This window comes from Propionimicrobium sp. PCR01-08-3 (genome assembly GCF_030286045.1).
In the GTDB taxonomy this organism is placed as follows: domain Bacteria; phylum Actinomycetota; class Actinomycetes; order Propionibacteriales; family Propionibacteriaceae; genus Brooklawnia.
In genome coordinates this window covers 1,112,488-1,126,931 of record NZ_CP127390.1, presented here as the reverse complement: position 1 = coordinate 1,126,931, position 14,444 = coordinate 1,112,488, and the positions used below count along the sequence as shown (strand labels likewise).

Below are 14,444 nucleotides of genomic sequence, written 5' to 3'. Positions count from 1 at the left end.
ATTCGAAAAGTGAGGAGCATTTTCTGATGCACCAACCGTTAACCCCTCCGCTACAACTACGTTTGCGTTCGCTGGGTTTGGAGCCTGCGCGTGGCGCCAGTGATCATCTCGACCGGGTGCTGGCCCAGCCTGTCGACGAACTGCAGTTCTCGCTGCTCGCCGAGAACGCCACCCATATCGGGGTCACCAGCGAGTTCGTCCGTATCTGTGACTATTTCAAGCCCGAGGCCGGTCACACCCCGGCAGGGTTCCGGTTCGAATACGACCTCGAACCCGACGGCCTGCTGAACGTCAATTTGAAGCGCGACATCGGCTACGACACCGACGGCAGGAAGCGCCCGACCGCGGTCATCTATTCCGCCGATTCTGCGAACCCGTACGAGATCGCGCCGATCGCGCCGCTGCTGGGTAACCTGACCTGTAACCCGGGCATCATCTACGACCTGTTCATCAACAATCCTGCGGCGAACGTCGACCACAAGTTCAACACCCGTGACGAGGTCATGGCAGAACTCGGACGCATCCTCGGGCCGGGCTGCGACATCTCCGTCGAACTGAACAACCCATTCGAAGAAGATTTCAACAAGATTCTGGACGAGGCCGCCTTCTTCAAAGAACTCCTCGGCCAAGACCGGGTCGTCATCAAAGTGCCGCACACCGGCCCGGTCAACGCACAAAATGTGCACCAGCTGCTGGAAGGTGATGGCAGGCTCGACCAGCGCTACTGGGAACCCGCCACCGCCGACGCCCTGCGCGGCCACAACCTCACCTTGAAGTTGACCGAGGCCGGGTATCGGATCAACTACACGCTGATGTTCGAGCCCTACCAAACCCAGATGGCGTTGCAGGCCCGCCCCTACTTCATCAACTCGTTCATCCGGCACCGTCTGATGCAATCCCAGAAGATGGTCGAACTACTCGCCCGCCTCGATGGCGGCGATCACGACGCGGCCGCCGAACTACGCGATTACATGGTGTCCACCGACTACCTGGCCAGCACCGACACCGGCATGAACCCGGACGAAGCCGTCTCGCGGGCCCGCACCATCGTCGCCTACCGGCACATCCAAGACCCCGAAGGCTCCGACGGCCTGGACTCGGTCCGCCACAACCTGCGCGCCCTACGCAACGCGAACCTGCCCGACACCCGGCTGATCATCTGCTCCATGGAAGGCGACTTCAACTATCCCGACATCGACAAACTATTGGCCAGCGACGAATTCTCCGATATGGCCGACCGCGTCGTCGTCACCGCAGAACCCGGCTACCTCGCCCGATTCACCTCCACCAACCAAGTCGTCAGCTACCAACGCCGCTTCATGAAAGCCGCCCAAGGCCAAAAGTAGCCCCAGGCTGATGCCCGGGTAAGGGCTGAACAAACATCAGTCGGGTCCCGTCACCTTCGCATGGCGGGACCCGATTTCTGGTAGCCAAACGCGATGGAGCCGGATGAATCCGGGCGAATTATTCAGCGGCGGGGTAACTCCGTGATCGAATGCCAGGCAAGATCGTGGTCGGCGTGCAGCGCCGTTATCTCCGACGTGTCCCAAGCATCGTCCAAGCTCAGACCGGAGACCGCCTCGCGGAGCTCGGGCAGCAGGACGTCGTCCTCATCGCTGAACCAGGCCTCGACGCTGCCGGCCGCAAGTTCACTCAGCGCCACTCCCCCGTTGTCGGCCTCCTCGCCTTCGGTCAGCGTCTGCGGATCGACCAAGGCCGTCAATACCAGGCGGGCGCCGTACCGGATCAGGCCATACAGTCCGGCCAGCAGCAGCACCGCGTACTCGGCCTGTTCATCATCGGAGGGCTGCAAGCCAAAAGCATCCAGCAGAGCATCATTCGCCGTGAACGCCTGCACGGGCCCTGGCAGAGTATGGCCCTCGGCTATCCGGCCCGCCTCACCCGCATCGACCGGGACGCACACCAGTACTCGCTCCGTCATCGCTTGCTCCTCATCTTGTCCGCCATTCGAGGGTAGCCGATCATCAATGCCCAGCCGTAGGCGGCGCACGTAGGAGGTTCTCACCGGCTCCGTCGACGAGTCGTGACGCGCGCCGCACCGGACACGGTCGCTCGCGAGCCAAGGGCGCATTGTCACCCAGCCGCCGCGACGCGGCCCGATGCTACGACACTCGTCGATACGCTCGGGACCCTCCGTCGCAGCCAGGTAAACCCGAAAGCTGTGGACAAGTCGACGATTTTCGCCGGCGTTGCTCGACTTGTCCACAGATATTGCCGGCTTCGCTCGTCCCGGCGGGAAACACGCCCATGCTGAGGCATGGAATTCGCCACTGAACTACTCGTCCCCGCCGATCAGCTACTCGCCAGATCGATCGGGCTGCATGGCTGGGACGAACTGGCCATGCTCGCCGATGTGACCACCTGGCAGGCAAACCCGGTCTGCGCCGACGCCCGTATCCTGGCCACCCACCTGGCGCAACGCCTCGTCGAGACACTCACCCGGCGCCGGGATCCCAAACAGCTCGGACGCTGGTTGTCCTTCTCCGAATGCGAGGCCTTGTCCGCGTGGATCAGGGCGCACCGTGAGGAACCGATTCGTATCGCACGGATCAATCTGGCCGAGACCTGGCCGGGCCACATCGAAGGACGCATCCAGATCGCCTACCCGACCCGAGTGTTATCGGCCGGCCTGTACCTGGAGACCCGAAGCGGACGATGGACCTGCCCCGGACTGAAGATCCTGCTGCCCGGCTGCTCCTGGAGCCCGTAAGGACTTGACAAAGAACTAGCGCATCGCGTGATGGCAAAGCCTCGGCGCCCCAAGGCACCAATGGGAACGGGATCGCCGATTGATCTTGCAGTGAACGCTGATCACAAGCCGAGGCATCTGCTTGTGAGCGGTCCACGATCTTCTGTCTCAATCGAGAGGCCGCAAAAGCCCGCCTCGCAGGCGACGAGGCGCTCAGGCGGCGTTCGGGTTTCGTCCGTGGCACATCTTGAACTTCTTGCCCGAACCGCACGGGCAGGGCTGGTTGCGGCCGACACCTGCGTACGGGTCCGCGGCGGCGGCTGCGTCCTTCTTCTTGTCGGCGTCACCTTGTTCGTCGGGCGCCGAATAGCTCAGCTTGCTCGCGTCCGCAGCCGACTCGGCACCCTTGATGCGCACCTTCTCGGCCCGCTTCGGCTCGGCGCCATCGACGCCTGCCCGGCGTTTGGGAGCAGTGGTGGATGTGGACGCCGCCTTGGAAGTCGCAGGCTTGCTGCTCGCAGCAGTCTTTCCAGCGGTCGTCTTCTTCTTTGCCGCCTGGGCCTTCTTGGACGCCGCGACTGCCTCGTCCGCACCGGTGGTCGCGGCCGCACTGACTCCACCCAGCTTGCCGGCGGCCGCAGCAGCGCTGTCGGTGCTCAGTTGAGGCGCAGCGGACTTGTCGTCCGGAACGACCTGCACATCGATGTTGAACAGGTAGCCGACGACCTCTTCGGAGAAGCCGTCACGCATCTGATCGAACATCTGGGCGCCCTCGCGCTGGTATTCCACCAGCGGATCGCGCTGCGCCATGGCGCGCAGCCCGATGCCCTCGCGCAGGTAGTCCATCTCATAGAGATGCTCGCGCCATTTGCGGTCGAGCACGGTCAGCCACACCTGACGCTCGAGCTCGCGCATGTTCTCTTCGCCGAGGGTCTCTTCGCGAGTGTCGTAGGCCTTGGCCGCGTCTTCTCCGAAGGCATCGGCCAATTCCTTCTCGTCGTCGACGCTCTCCCACTCGTCCTGGTCGAGGGTGACCGGGTAGAGCTTCTTCATCTCGGCCCACAACCCGTCGAGATCCCAATCGTCGGGCAGCCCGGTGGTGTACTGCTGGACGCCCGAACGCACCACATGGTCGACGGTGTCGCGCAACTGGTCGTCGACCGGCGTGCCCTCCAGCACCTTCATCCGGTCACCGTAGATCGCATGCCGCTGACGGTTCATGACATCGTCGTACTTCAGCACGTTCTTACGCATTTCGAAGTTCTGCGCCTCGACCTGCTTCTGAGCACTCTCGATGGCCTTGGTGATCATCTTCATTTCGATCGGCTCATCGTCCGGCACGTTGAGCGAGACCATTGCCCGCTCGATCACCTCGCCCTTGAACAGCCGGAGCAGATCGTCCTCGAGAGACAGATAGAACCGGCTCTCACCCGGGTCACCCTGACGCCCGGATCGGCCGCGAAGCTGATTGTCGATGCGCCTGGACTCGTGCCGTTCGGAGCCCACCACATACAGGCCGCCTGCCTCGACGACCTGCTCGTGTTGTGACTCGGTCTGCTCGCTCAGCTCTTTCAGAGTGTCGGGCCACTCGGCCTCGTACTCCTCACGGTTCTCGACCGGATCGATGCCTTTTTCCTGCAGAACCTGGTCGGCGAGGAATTCGGGGTTGCCGCCCAGCATGATATCGGTGCCGCGGCCGGCCATGTTGGTGGCGACGGTGACGGCACCCTTGCGTCCGGCCATCGCGACGATCGCGGCCTCCCGCGCGTGCTGTTTCGCGTTCAGCACCTCGTGTGGAATGCCGGCCTTCTTCAGTTGTTTGCTGAGCAGCTCGGATTTGTTGACCGAGGCGGTTCCGATCAGTACCGGCTGTCCGTTCTCGTAGCGTTCGGCGACGTCGGCAACGATGGCGTCGAACTTGGCGGCCTCGGTGCGGTAGATCAGGTCGGACTGGTCGGTGCGGATCATCGGCTTGTTGGTCGGGATCTCCAGCACGCCGAGGCCGTAGATCTTCTGGAACTCGCTCTCTTCGGTCTTCGCGGTGCCGGTCATGCCGGCGAGCTTGTCGTACATCCGGAAGTAGTTCTGCAAGGTGATCGTGGCCAGTGTCTGGTACTCGTCCTTGATCGAGACACCTTCCTTGGCCTCCAGCGCCTGGTGCAGGCCCTCGTTGTAGCGGCGTCCGACCAGGGTGCGGCCGGTGTGCTCGTCGACGATCAGCACCTCGCCCTGAGCAACCACATAGTCGCGGTCACGATGGAAAAGCTCCTTGGCCCGGATCGAGTTGTTGAGGTAGCCGATCAGCGGGGTGTTCGCGCTCTCATAGAGGTTCTCGACACCCAGCACGTCCTCGGTGGTCTCGATGCCATGCGAGAGCACCGAAACGGTGCGCTTCTTCTCATCGACCTCGTAGTCGACGTCGCGCTTCAGCCTGTTGGCGAGCCTGGAGAAAACCGGGTACCACTGCTTGTTCTCGGTAGCCGGACCGGAAATAATCAGCGGGGTACGGGCCTCATCGACGAGGATCGAATCGACCTCGTCGACGATCGCGTAGTGATGCCCGCGCTGCACCAGGTCGTCGGGGCTGAGCGCCATGTTGTCGCGCAGGTAGTCGAAACCGAACTCGTTGTTCGTGCCGTAGGTGATGTCCTTGTTGTAGGCCACCCGGCGTTGAGCGGGTGTCATCTGCGACAGGATCACGCCGACATCGAGACCCAGAAAGTGGTGGACGCGGCCCATCTGCTCCGACTGGTATTGCGCCAGGTAATCGTTGACCGTGACCACGTGGACGCCCTCGCCGCTGAGCGCGTTCAGATAGCTCGGCATCAGCGCGACGATCGTCTTGCCTTCACCGGTTTTCATCTCGGCGATGTTGGCCTCATGAAGGGCGATACCGCCGACCAGCTGCACATCGAATGGACGCTTGCCGAGCACTCGGTTAGAGGCCTCACGGACGGTGGCGAAGGCTTCGGGAAGCAGCTTGTCGAGATCTTCCCCGTTCTCCAGACGCTGCTTGAAATCGGTGGTTTGGGCGCGCAGTTCGTCGTCGTCCATCTCGACGTAGTCGTCTTCGATGCTGTTGATCTGCTGAGCGATCTTCTGCATTCGCTTCAGCGTGCGTCCCTCGCCGACACTGAGCAGGCGGTCCATGAAACCCACGGGATACGTCCTTTGCTGAATCCTCGCCGCCAGGCACGCCGGATGCGCCCCTATGACAGCAGCGTGCACCAGTGTAGTTCGTGGCCGAATATGGACGCACACCGTCATCAATCAGCGTTCGAACCATCGAACCTTCTATCGGTGAGTCGTCGAATGATGCCGCGTGATTCGCGTATGACAACAATTGGTGCCGGCCAAGGTACGGCGATCGCTGCCGTCAGGGTGAAGATCCTGGGGTGCGAGAACAGGTGTGGGGCGCCGCATCTGCGACGCCCCACCCAGGACCCTCCGGAGGATTAGGGACTGACAGAGAATTAATGCGTCACGCAGCAGTAATTCTCTGGAGGGACCTTACTGCACTACTTCTTTGTCACGCCCATCACTCAAAGCTCACGCGCGTTGAGCGTGGTCTTGTGCGACCGAGTCCATCGGCGCAACCTTTTCAGATCTCTTCACCGATCGTCACTGGCTCACCGCCAGGTGAATGACGCCGTAGTCGTATGCCTTGCGGCGGTAGACCACGCTCGGTTCCGAAGTCTCCGCATCGACGTACAAGAAGAAGTCGTGCCCGACCAATTCCATCTCGTCCAGCGCCTGCGCCAAGGTCAGCGGAACGGTGTCGAACCGCTTCTCACGCACCACCAGCGGTCCGTCGCCGGTCATCTCGACGTCGCCCGCAACCTTGCGGGTGGCGACTTCTTCGTCCATGTTCTCTTCGACTGCCGTGGCCGAAGGCTCTGCGCCCACGAATTCTTTCGCACCGCGCAGCCCACGACGGCGCTTACGCCGGTCAGCGGCCTTACGTAGTTGAGCCTTGAGCTTTTCTTCCGCACGATCGAAAGCGATCATCTTGTCGGACGCGTTGGCTCCGGCCCGGATCACCGGTCCTTTGCCTCGCAGCGTGATCTCGCAGCGGATCTCGCCGTCCGGGTCTCCCTTGGTCTCGGCCTGAGTGAACTCAACCTCGGCCCGGATCATGCGATCGCGGAGTTTCTCGACAGTTGCGGTCAGCTCGTCGCTGACCTGCTCGCGGGTGTCATCCGAGATGGTCAGATGCCTACCGGTGATACTGACGTCCATGATCATTCCTTCCTAGTGCGGACTGATTGCTGCCAATCAGCCGTCCAGCGGCAGCATGCCGCCGGGGGCGGAGAACAAATGACACGACCTCTCAGCAACGTTTCCCCGGCCGGATAGGACCGGATCAACGCGCCAACAGATCGTGCCATGCATCAACGTTACCCTGAATCCGCCGATGCACGTCCGCTATGAGCGACACCCCGAGGAAGGTTGAGGACAATCGAGCTTGCTCGGATTGCCGAGGCCGACGAACGGTTGACGCGCGGATTGCCGAAACCTGCGGGTTCTCCTTGTCTCGCCCCTCGACGGGCTCGTCCGCCGAATCCCCAAGAGGTCCCACGTTCACCGGACCTGTCCGCCGAAGCCCGGTGAGACCGAGTATCGCGGGGTGTCGCATACGGCTGCCGCGCCGTACACGAAGTGGCCTGCCGATCGCAGTGCACGGATCGCCTCCGCCATCGTTGATCCTGTTGTCACCACATCATCGGTCACGATCACCGCCACCGACCGGGCCGTGCGTGTAGCGGTCATGGTCTGCCGCTGGCTGGCCAGCCGGGCCAGCTGCGTCCTGCCCACCTGGTCGCTGGCCTCTCGGGTCCTGCGCAGCAACGGAAGCATGCGCATGCCGAGTCGTCCGGCAGCGGCACGGGCCAGCGCGCGGCCATGATCGTAGCCTCGTCGCCTGGTGGCCGATCGGTCAGACGGCACCGGCACCAGGCTCAACGGCAGCTCGGGATCCGGCGACCGGACGGCATCGACCGCCAATGCCAGCAGCCTGCCGAGCAACCGGGACAACTGCCAGGCTCCTTCGTCCTTGTGCGCGATGATCAGCTGCGATACCGGTTCCAGATACCAGCCCGTGGCCATCACCGGAAAACCGTGAAGCCAGGCCGGACGCGCAACCTGATGCGGTTCGGCAGGAAGCCGCGCACGGCAGGCAGGGCACAGTCCCCATCCGGGAATTTTGCAGCTCGGACAGGCCGCGCCCAAAGTCAGGTCCGCGGTGGCGTCCCGCAGCTTCAGCAGGTTTGGCGGCATGTCCCCAGTATTGGTGGGCGGCCCGGCAACCGTTCATAAAAATATTCGGCTGTGGACAACCGGTCTTGCCGAGAAACATGAGGAGCCGGCACCTGACATGTTCCGCCACGCGACACCTTGGCCAGCGATTTCGGCCGGCGACTTCGCAAGATCGGGAAGTTGAGCCCACTGCCGCTGGCGGCCCGATTGGTTCTTGAATCCAGGCATCATGATCCCGGTCGTGGCCGATCCGTTTCCGGCGGCAGACCCTGTTCGACCGGGGATGCGGCACTCAACCCGGGAATGCGACGTCGGTGGCTCCGGAGAGCAGTTCCTCCCAGCGATACTGGGCCTCATACCGCAGCACGAACCCGTCGGCGGTGACGATCGCGGCGCTGACGCCGGTACCTTGCGGCATCGCGGCCAATGCCAGGGCGCCGGTGTCGCTGATCGGCCCTTGGGCGCTGACCAGCGCAGCATCGGCGTCGAACGAATAGACGGCTAACTGGGCGTCACGCTCGGTTGCGCCGAGCACCATCAACCGCTGACCGGAGACGAACACGACCTGCCGGAGGGCCACGATCTGTCCCCCTGCCGTGTTGAGCGGAAGCTCGCGCCAGCCGTCGATCGTGAGGTCGCCCGCACTACCTCGTAGCCGGAGCCAACCGAGCCGAGTGGCCTGCCCATCTTGGACGACCACCGCCATGCGCGCGCCGTCGGGCGAGATCTCGAAACTGACCGCGCTGACCGAACCAAGTTCCGGAATCGGGATCATCGCCTGCTCGCCCGCCTTGGTGATCGTCACGGCGGCCACTCCCGCGGCGGTGTTGTCCAGCGTCCAAAGCGTGCCGGCGCTGTCGAATTGCGGCTTCGCCAACTGGCTGCCGTGATAGATCTCTTCGGGCTGGCCATCCGAGGCGGACGCCCGGTAGAGCCGGTCGGCCGCCGCGTTCACGACCGCGATCTCGTCGCTGGACGACGACACCGCCATCGAGGCGATGCCCTCGTCCCAGCCTGCACCCAACGCTCCCGCGACCGGGACAGGCGCCGCCGCGTTATCGGATTCCGGAATCCGCACGACGCCACCGTCCTGCACGACATACAGGTCTCGGGAAGCAGTGGCTCGCTGCGGGTCATACTTGGCAACTGCGCCGAGATGCACGACCCCGTCATCGTCCGCCCCGTTGATCGACAAAGGATTCCCGCCCACGTTGAGCTGCACCCCGGTGATCTGGTCGAAGTAGGCGAGGGTGAACAACAGCTGGGTGGCGGCCTGGAATCGCTGATCGGCGCTCAGGGCCTCGATCTCGGCGCTCAACGACACGTGGGCGATACCGTCATCGTCGACCCAGGTTCCGTTGGAGGTCGCGTCGGTGGGTATCACCTCCAGAACCGAGGGACGCAGCCAGTCGCCGGGACCGCGAATGACGGCACGGACCAACCCGTCGGGCGTTGTCGGACCGAAATCCAGCTGCCTCAAGAAGACCTGCTGACTCACCAGCCGATCACCGGAAGAACTCCAGAAATAGACCGGCACGCCTTCGAACCCTTGCTGGAATCGCTGCCGGGACATCAAGATGCCGTCGCCCGGATTGCTGATTCGCCACTCGTCGCCGACTTTCGTGAGCTCGAAATTGTGGTCGTACGGCTCGTCGTGCAGCGCGGTGAAAACACGGTCGGCGCCTAGGTGGCCCACCAGCGACGCCTTGACCACGGCCGATCCGTCCGAAGTGATCACCTGCGAATGGCCGGCGGGGTCATATACCTCGATACCGGTTTCGGGACGCCACTCGCCGGCCGCCTCGTCGGTCAGATATTGTCTGGCCACGCCGTAGCCATCGGCCGGTGATTCACACGCCGCGAAGAAGCCTTCCAGTATTGCGTCCGGGCTCGCCCCGGGCGCCGGTGGCTGGGCTGCCACGTCGATGCCTGCTGTGCGGTCGCCGCTGCCGGTGTCGCCGACCGTCTCGATCGGGCCCGAGGTCGGGAAGTTCCCGCAGCCGCACAGTACGCCCAGCAGCACCAGCAACGAGATCACGGCACGACGTCTCATCGGTCAGCTCCGGTTTCGTGGCCTGATGCCGGTTCGGTGCTCTCGGGGCTCGAATCGGCCGGGCGGGCGGGCAGCGGTGAATGATCCAGGACGACCTGTTGAGTTCGTGGCAGTGTCAGCCGGAACTGTGCGCCTTCTCCGGGCCGGCTCCAGGCGTCGAGCCATCCGTGGTGCAGCCGGGCGTCCTCCAAGGAGATGGCGAGCCCCAATCCGGTGCCGCCGATGACACGGTTCCGCGACTCGTCCGCACGCCAGAATCGCAGGAAGACCTGCTCGGCCTGCCCGGGTTCGAAGCCGGCACCGTGATCGCGGACCGTCAACCCAACAGCCGTGGAGTCACCGGCGACCTGCACATCGATCGGGCGATGCTCGCCATAATTCAGAGCGTTGCTGAGCAGATTCCGGACGATCCGTTGCACCCGCCTGGCGTCAGCCTCAACGACACACGGCCCGCTTCGGTGCAGGTTGAGTTCGCTGCCGGCCGAAGCGGCCACCGCCTGCTGGGCACTGATCTCGGCCGCCACCAGATCGCCGAGGTCGATGTCATCGCAGCTGAGTTGTGCGGCTCCGGCATCGAACCGCGAGATCTCGAGCAGATCGGCCAGCATCGACTCGAACCTTTCCTCCTGGCCGTGCAGGAGTTCGACGCTGCGCGCAAGTTCGGGGCTGAACTGGTCGCGGGAGTCGTGCAGGACCTCGGTTGCCATGCGCATGGTGGTCAGCGGCGTCCGCAATTCGTGGCTGACGTCCGAGACGAACTGTTGCTGAACCCGGGACAGGTCTTCGAGTTGCCCGATCTGACGTTGCAGTTCGGCGCCCATATTGTTCATCGAGGTGGCCAGCCTCGCCAGTTCGTCCGAGCCCTTGACCGCCATCCGTTGGTCGAGGTCGCCGTAAGCGATGCGTTCTGCGATCTTTCCGGCGGCACGCAGCGGCCTGCTGACTTCGCGGGCCACGAAGTAGGTGATGGCGCCCAGACATGCCATCAGCAACAGGCCGGTCGAGACGAGATCTCGCTGCAGCATCTGCAGGGTTTGCTGCTCGTTGCCGGCCGGGAAGATGAGGTAGACGGGAAAGACCTGCCCTGACGGGGCATACAGATGTCCTCCGATCACCACGGCCGGCTCTGCGGTGTTGTCGGTGTAACTCACCTCGGTAAGCGTGACGTAGCTGCCCTCGGAGTTTGCGTCCAGTTTCTGGCGCAGGTCATCGGGAACGCTATCGGCCTGCAATCCGCGTGACATGAAGATGCTGGCCGCGCTCTCGATCATCACGCTGAACTGGCTGGGCTGGCTGCCTATCTCGCTGGCGAGCTGACCCAGTCGTTCTTGTAGCGAATCGCTACCCAAATCGGTGTCGTCCAATTGGGTCTGCATCCGGCGAAGGACATTGCTGGCCTCGATGATGCTTGCTTGTTTCTTCGACTCCACCAGGTCGTTTCTGGCTTGGGTGATGAACACATATCCGCTCAGCACCAGAACGAACACGGACGCCACCATGGTCATGATGATCATCCGCAGCGGCAGCGACGAGCCCCAAAACCTGCGGACGGCCCGGGTGGGGCGCGCGATCCACGGCGGTAGTTCGCGGCCGGGGGTGCCGCCTTGCTCGGTGAGGTGATCCGCCGAGGCATCCGGTGGCTTCGCCGAACCGAGCACAGGCGCGGTTGTCTTCTCCGGGCGGCGGCGGTCTGTTCGGTGAGCGCGATGAGCGCGATGAGCACCCGCGTGGCGACCCCCGCTGCGGGGGCCGCCGGTGAACTCGGGTTCAGGGTGCGGTGAGTTCATCGGGCATCATTCATCGCCCGGGTCTTGCTCGCCGGCCCGGTAGCCGACCCCGCGCACGGTGACGACGATCTGCGGATGCTCCGGGTCGCGCTCGACCTTGGAACGCAGCCGCTGCACGTGCACGTTCACCAGCCTGGTGTCGGCCGCATGGTGGTATCCCCATACTTCTTCGAGAAGGGCCTCGCGGGTCAGCACCTGCTTGGGACGCTTCGCGAGCGTGGCCAGCAGATCGAATTCGAGTGGGGTGAGGCTGATGGGCCTGCCACCACGGGTCACCTCATGGCTCAATGTGGAGATCGTAAGATCACCGATGCGCAACGATTCGGGAGCCGATGCCTCCGGATTCGTCTTGGCTCGCAGCCTGGTGCGGACGCGGGCGACGAGTTCCTTGGTCTTGAAAGGCTTCGACACGTAGTCATCCGCGCCTTCCTCAAGCCCGCGCACCACGTCGGTGGTGTCGGTCCGCGCGGTCAACATGATGATCGGGACGCCGGATATCTCCCGGATCTGCCGGCAGACCCGAATGCCGTCGATGCGGGGCAGCATCACGTCGAGCAGCACGAGAGCCGGCTGGTATTGCAAAAACGCGCTGAGTGCCTGATCGCCCGTGGCGCACCACTCGGTCTCGAAGCCTTCCTGACGCAGCACGATCTGGAGCATCTCCGCCAGGGCGGCGTCATCGTCAACGACCAGGATCTTGCGGCCCTCCGGGCCCGCAGAATTGCTTCTCATGCCCCCTCGTTGCGCATCAATCGAACCTGAATCCACCGCTGTGCCGTCGCGTCCGTCGAGTCTGCTCGGCGGCGCGCCCATTGAATCCGGGCCATTCGTTTGCAGGCATCAGCCGGTCGGTCCAGACGACCTGAGCCTATCCGTGCAGTCACTGATTGCCATCTTAGCGACCCTGGCAACGGGCGACGGTTACCCTACTCAGTTCAGTTCGGGATCCGCCGGCCAGGTTGACAGCAGGGCCGGGGCGCCCCCGTGCCGCCGCAGCACCCGCCGCCACAAACCGGCCGGCTGCGCAGTGAAGATGTCTTCGTCGCGACTGTCCATCCTGAACCAAGACCCGCGCGCCAACTCATCGTCCAACTGGCCGGGCGCCCAACCCGAATAGCCCGCAAAGATACGCAGATCGGTGTAGCCACCCGTGGCGAGTTCGACCGGCGTGTCGAGATGGAGCAGACCGACATCGCGCATCACCGGCCGCCAACCGGGCGGCTCCTCACTCGGATTGCTCAGCTTTGCCACGCAAACCGCGCCCTGCGGCGACACCGGCCCCCCGGCAAACAGGACGCGCGGCGGCGCGACCAGCTGCGTCCACTGCGGCAGCACGGAATCCAGCGAAGTCGTCGAAAGCTTATTCAGCGTGACGCCCAAGGCACCGTCCTGGTCGCAATCCAACAGCAACACGACCGACTGATCGAAGAAGTCCGCACCGCGCCCTGAAGTCGAGACCAAGAGCTCTCCGGCAGCAGGCGGTTCGACAGACATCACGATTCGATTGTCCCATCACCGGGCAAGCTTCTGCCAGAACTTTCGATCCTCAACTATCCGATAGCCCTGCAACGGCAACCTGCCACCGTTACCGTCGAAGGTGACGGTTGGCAGAAGATGGCCACAGCCTGCAATGCATCACACCATGCCATGCACGAAGAAACGACGAGCTAGCAAAGGGTCACGACGATGAACACATCATTTCCTGCAATCGCGCTCGGCACCTGGTCCTGGGGATCCGGAGCGGTCGGCGGCGACCGGGTCTTCGGCAACCACCTCACCGAGGACGACCTGAAACCGGTGGTCGAGCGGGCGATGGACAAGGGACTCAATCTGTGGGATACCGCGCCGGTATATGGGCAGGGCACCTCCGAGACGATTCTGGGCAATCTCCTTGCCCCTTATGACCGGCAGAGCTATTTCCTGTCGACCAAGTTCACTCCCGGGTTGGCCGGCTCCGAGGACAACGCGATGGAGCTGATGCTCGATGCGAGCCTGAAGCGATTGCACGCCGACTATGTCGACGTCTACTGGATTCACAATCCCCAAGACGTCGAGAAATGGACGCCGCAGCTGATCGGGCTGGTCAAGTCGGGCAAGGTCAGGTCGGTCGGTGTTTCGAACCACAATCTCGCTCAGATCAAACGGGCCACCGAGATCCTCGCCGCAGGCGGAGTCGAATTGTCGGCGATCCAGAATCACTTCAGTCTGCTCTACCGGTCGTCCGAGGATGCCGGGATTGTGAACTACTGCACCCGGAACGGCCTCGACTTCTACGCCTACATGGTGCTCGAACAAGGTGCCCTGACCGGCAAGTACGGGCCGGACAATCCGCTGCCCGCCGGTAGCGATCGCGCCGCCACCTACAACAAGTCGCTTCCCAAGTTGGCGAAACTGAACGCCGGTTTGACGAAGATCGGCGAGGCACACGGCGGCGCGTCCATCGCCGAGGTGGCGACGGCCTGGGCGCTCGCCAAGCAGACCAAGCCGCTGATCGGGGTCACCAAGCCCGCGCATGTTGATTCTCAGGCGCGCGTGGCCGCCTTGCAGCTGTCGGGCGAGGAGGTCGCGCAGATGGAACAGTTGGCGGCCGAGACGGGCGTCGACACCAAGGGTGGCTGGGAGCGTCCGATGGTCTGAG

11 protein-coding genes are annotated in these 14,444 nt (G+C 63.5%); 3 read left to right on the top strand and 8 right to left on the bottom strand.

Features of this window, described 5'->3' with window-relative positions; translation table 11 throughout:
* Positions 1-26 precede the first annotated feature (26 nt).
* Complete coding sequence (locus tag QQ658_RS05240; RefSeq protein WP_286026604.1) at positions 27-1,346, top strand: transaldolase family protein; 1,320 nt, start codon at positions 27-29, stop codon at positions 1,344-1,346.
* A gap of 122 nt (positions 1,347-1,468) precedes the next feature.
* Here the strand turns inward: QQ658_RS05240 and QQ658_RS05235 are convergent, their stop codons facing one another.
* The gene (locus QQ658_RS05235; RefSeq protein ID WP_286026603.1) at positions 1,469-1,942 is read right to left on the bottom strand and encodes a DUF6912 family protein; all 474 of its coding nucleotides are present in this window, start codon (positions 1,940-1,942) and stop codon (positions 1,469-1,471) included.
* Between the two features lie 336 nt (positions 1,943-2,278).
* On the opposite strand from QQ658_RS05235, the gene QQ658_RS05230 reads away from it, so the two are divergent.
* Positions 2,279-2,731, top strand: coding sequence for an Rv3235 family protein (locus QQ658_RS05230; protein WP_286026602.1), 453 nt, complete (start codon positions 2,279-2,281; stop codon positions 2,729-2,731).
* Positions 2,732-2,923: 192 nt separating this feature from the next.
* On the opposite strand, the gene secA is transcribed toward QQ658_RS05230, so the two are convergent.
* The 7 genes from secA to QQ658_RS05195 form a co-directional block, all read right to left on the bottom strand.
* Positions 2,924-5,869 carry a preprotein translocase subunit SecA gene (gene secA, locus QQ658_RS05225; RefSeq protein WP_502928934.1) on the bottom strand — a complete coding sequence of 982 codons (2,946 nt, stop codon included), beginning with the start codon at positions 5,867-5,869 and terminating at the stop codon, positions 2,924-2,926.
* A gap of 462 nt (positions 5,870-6,331) precedes the next feature.
* On the bottom strand, positions 6,332-6,949 hold the full coding sequence (gene hpf, locus QQ658_RS05220) for a ribosome hibernation-promoting factor, HPF/YfiA family (RefSeq protein ID WP_286026601.1): 618 nt from the start codon (positions 6,947-6,949) through the stop codon (positions 6,332-6,334).
* 342 nt (positions 6,950-7,291) lie between these two features.
* Positions 7,292-7,987 (bottom strand): ComF family protein, encoded by a 696-nt coding sequence (locus QQ658_RS05215; RefSeq protein ID WP_286026600.1) that lies wholly within the window; start codon positions 7,985-7,987, stop codon positions 7,292-7,294.
* A gap of 271 nt (positions 7,988-8,258) precedes the next feature.
* Complete coding sequence (locus QQ658_RS05210; RefSeq protein WP_286026599.1) at positions 8,259-10,019, bottom strand: LpqB family beta-propeller domain-containing protein; 1,761 nt, start codon at positions 10,017-10,019, stop codon at positions 8,259-8,261.
* Entirely contained in the window at positions 10,016-11,806 is a 1,791-nt protein-coding gene (gene mtrB / locus QQ658_RS05205; RefSeq protein ID WP_286026598.1) for an MtrAB system histidine kinase MtrB, read from the bottom strand. The genes QQ658_RS05210 and mtrB overlap by 4 nt, the downstream gene beginning before the upstream one ends.
* Before the next feature lie 6 nt (positions 11,807-11,812).
* Positions 11,813-12,538, bottom strand: coding sequence for an MtrAB system response regulator MtrA (mtrA, locus tag QQ658_RS05200; RefSeq protein WP_286026597.1), 726 nt, complete (start codon positions 12,536-12,538; stop codon positions 11,813-11,815).
* A 198-nt stretch (positions 12,539-12,736) separates the two neighbouring features.
* Positions 12,737-13,300 carry a YqgE/AlgH family protein gene (locus QQ658_RS05195; protein WP_286027036.1) on the bottom strand — a complete coding sequence of 188 codons (564 nt, stop codon included), beginning with the start codon at positions 13,298-13,300 and terminating at the stop codon, positions 12,737-12,739.
* A 192-nt stretch (positions 13,301-13,492) separates the two neighbouring features.
* Between QQ658_RS05195 and QQ658_RS05190 the strand changes: the two genes are divergently transcribed.
* A complete protein-coding gene (locus QQ658_RS05190) occupies positions 13,493-14,443 on the top strand; it encodes an aldo/keto reductase (RefSeq protein WP_286026596.1) in 951 nt (316 codons plus the stop codon).
* Position 14,444 lies beyond the last annotated feature (1 nt).

Excerpts from the sequence above, each read along its gene's own strand:
- QQ658_RS05240 (WP_286026604.1), top strand. The coding sequence starts at position 27 with ATGCACCAACCGTTAACCCCTCCGCTACAACTACGTTTGCGTTCGCTG.
- QQ658_RS05235 (WP_286026603.1), bottom strand. The coding sequence starts at position 1,942 with ATGACGGAGCGAGTACTGGTGTGCGTCCCGGTCGATGCGGGTGAGGCG.
- QQ658_RS05230 (WP_286026602.1), top strand. The coding sequence starts at position 2,279 with ATGGAATTCGCCACTGAACTACTCGTCCCCGCCGATCAGCTACTCGCC.
- hpf (WP_286026601.1), bottom strand. The coding sequence starts at position 6,949 with ATGGACGTCAGTATCACCGGTAGGCATCTGACCATCTCGGATGACACC.
- QQ658_RS05215 (WP_286026600.1), bottom strand. The coding sequence starts at position 7,987 with ATGCCGCCAAACCTGCTGAAGCTGCGGGACGCCACCGCGGACCTGACT.
- QQ658_RS05210 (WP_286026599.1), bottom strand. The coding sequence starts at position 10,019 with ATGAGACGTCGTGCCGTGATCTCGTTGCTGGTGCTGCTGGGCGTACTG.
- mtrB (WP_286026598.1), bottom strand. The coding sequence starts at position 11,806 with ATGAACTCACCGCACCCTGAACCCGAGTTCACCGGCGGCCCCCGCAGC.
- mtrA (WP_286026597.1), bottom strand. The coding sequence starts at position 12,538 with ATGAGAAGCAATTCTGCGGGCCCGGAGGGCCGCAAGATCCTGGTCGTT.
- QQ658_RS05195 (WP_286027036.1), bottom strand. The coding sequence starts at position 13,300 with ATGTCTGTCGAACCGCCTGCTGCCGGAGAGCTCTTGGTCTCGACTTCA.
- QQ658_RS05190 (WP_286026596.1), top strand. The coding sequence starts at position 13,493 with ATGAACACATCATTTCCTGCAATCGCGCTCGGCACCTGGTCCTGGGGA.